Origin of the sequence: Morganella psychrotolerans (genome assembly GCF_965118875.1) — a bacterium.
Taxonomy (GTDB): Bacteria; Pseudomonadota; Gammaproteobacteria; order Enterobacterales; family Enterobacteriaceae; genus Morganella; species Morganella psychrotolerans_C.
In genome coordinates, this window is record NZ_CBCPJD010000048.1 from 1 (window position 1) to 1,448 (window position 1,448).

Consider the following 1,448-nt stretch of genomic DNA (forward strand, 5'->3'; position numbering starts at 1 on the left):
GCGGGGTATGCGTGGTGGCATAACGATAGCTCCAAGTAAACGCCCAGAGTAAATAAAACATGTTATAATTATATTAAGAAAGTGGTGACACTTAACTTACCAATGTTATTTTGCAAGCCAGCCTATTATCATTTATCAGTATTTTAAAATAAGTTAGGATTTAATTAACTTATTTAACCTGCTAGTTTTACTAATAACAAGTTATATTTATCACAATACTTAACATGGAGTAGAAAAGTATGAATAGCACTAGGAATTTAATTCATTACATAGAGTCACAAAAAAAACATTTAGGCGCATCATCCATGGAATTATATGCAGAAACAAACAATTCTCAATATAGTTTCCCTAATCATATCTATATAAAACAAGATATAACAATGGTTATTAAGGTAGATAATAAACATGTAATTGCAGTATATAATAAGTACTGTAAAAGTTGGATTAAATTCGATTATTCAAAAAATCATAAAAATTCCAAAAATTTTTATTTGGTTGGTGAATTTGATGATAGTGTCATGTTTCAATTTAGCCTGTTCCATTGTGATGAATTAATACACCCCTGATTATGAAGTCATCAATTGTTATTTTTACTAAGTAATTTAATATCAATCAGTTGCCCGTTCGCCTTATCCAGCGCTGTCAGTAACGGCTCTATCCACTCAACCGCCTGGCAATATGTCAGTCGGCGGGTGGCAGTGGTGCCAGTACCGGATGTGTCAGTGATGCCGGGAGCGGAACGCATTGCTGATTCACGGATGGCATAGGCGTGGCTGAGCAGCCCATCAGAAACAGACTGAGGAATATATATATTGCAGGTAGACTCTTTGCGGATGATGGTTCGGTATTCAATCTGCTTCTCCTGTGATTTGGCTTCTGCCTGCATGCTCCGGTTGGCGTTCGCGGCAGCAGCGCGGTCAAAGATATCAAAGCTGGTGTAGGCGTTATCAATCACCTTTTGCTTGTCAGCAATCATATTGTCTTTATGCTGCCCTTCCGATTGTTCGGCTGACAGCAGGCTGAACATCCATAACCCGAAGAACACCACAGCCCACAGCCAGCCATTAAGTAAGACAGAAAATACATTCTTCATGGCGCTTCACACTCATAATGGACCACTGCCGCCTGTGGATGTCCCGGCAACGGCTGACAGTAATTCGGGAGTGAATACAGATAACAGCCAGCCAGCAGGCAAGCCGTTATTAAGATGATGGAGAGAATAATCAGTGTTACTGGGTTCCGTGACATACCGCATTCTCCGTTTCCCGCCGGTTAATCAGACCCTGCCACTTTTTACCACCGGCAAATGTCCAGCGTTTCATTTCGTCACAGGCTCCGGCAATATCACCGGTATTCAGTTTGCGTAACATCGTAGAGCGGGAAAATGCACCGGGTCCGACGTTGTACACAAATGAATAAATAGCCGCGCGGGTGTTGTTATCTATCGA

The 1,448-nt window shown here is 41.2% G+C and carries 3 protein-coding genes; all 3 read right to left on the bottom strand.

The window, feature by feature from the left end:
- Positions 1-577 precede the first annotated feature (577 nt).
- The gene (locus tag ACMHKJ_RS19220; protein ID WP_413496438.1) at positions 578-1,093 is read right to left on the bottom strand and encodes a hypothetical protein; all 516 of its coding nucleotides are present in this window, start codon (positions 1,091-1,093) and stop codon (positions 578-580) included.
- Complete coding sequence (locus tag ACMHKJ_RS19225) at positions 1,090-1,248, bottom strand: hypothetical protein (RefSeq protein ID WP_413496440.1); 159 nt, start codon at positions 1,246-1,248, stop codon at positions 1,090-1,092. The genes ACMHKJ_RS19220 and ACMHKJ_RS19225 overlap by 4 nt, the downstream gene beginning before the upstream one ends.
- On the bottom strand, positions 1,230-1,448 hold a 219-nt coding region (locus tag ACMHKJ_RS19230), incomplete at its 5' end, for a glycoside hydrolase family protein (RefSeq protein ID WP_413496441.1). The genes ACMHKJ_RS19225 and ACMHKJ_RS19230, both read right to left, overlap by 19 nt.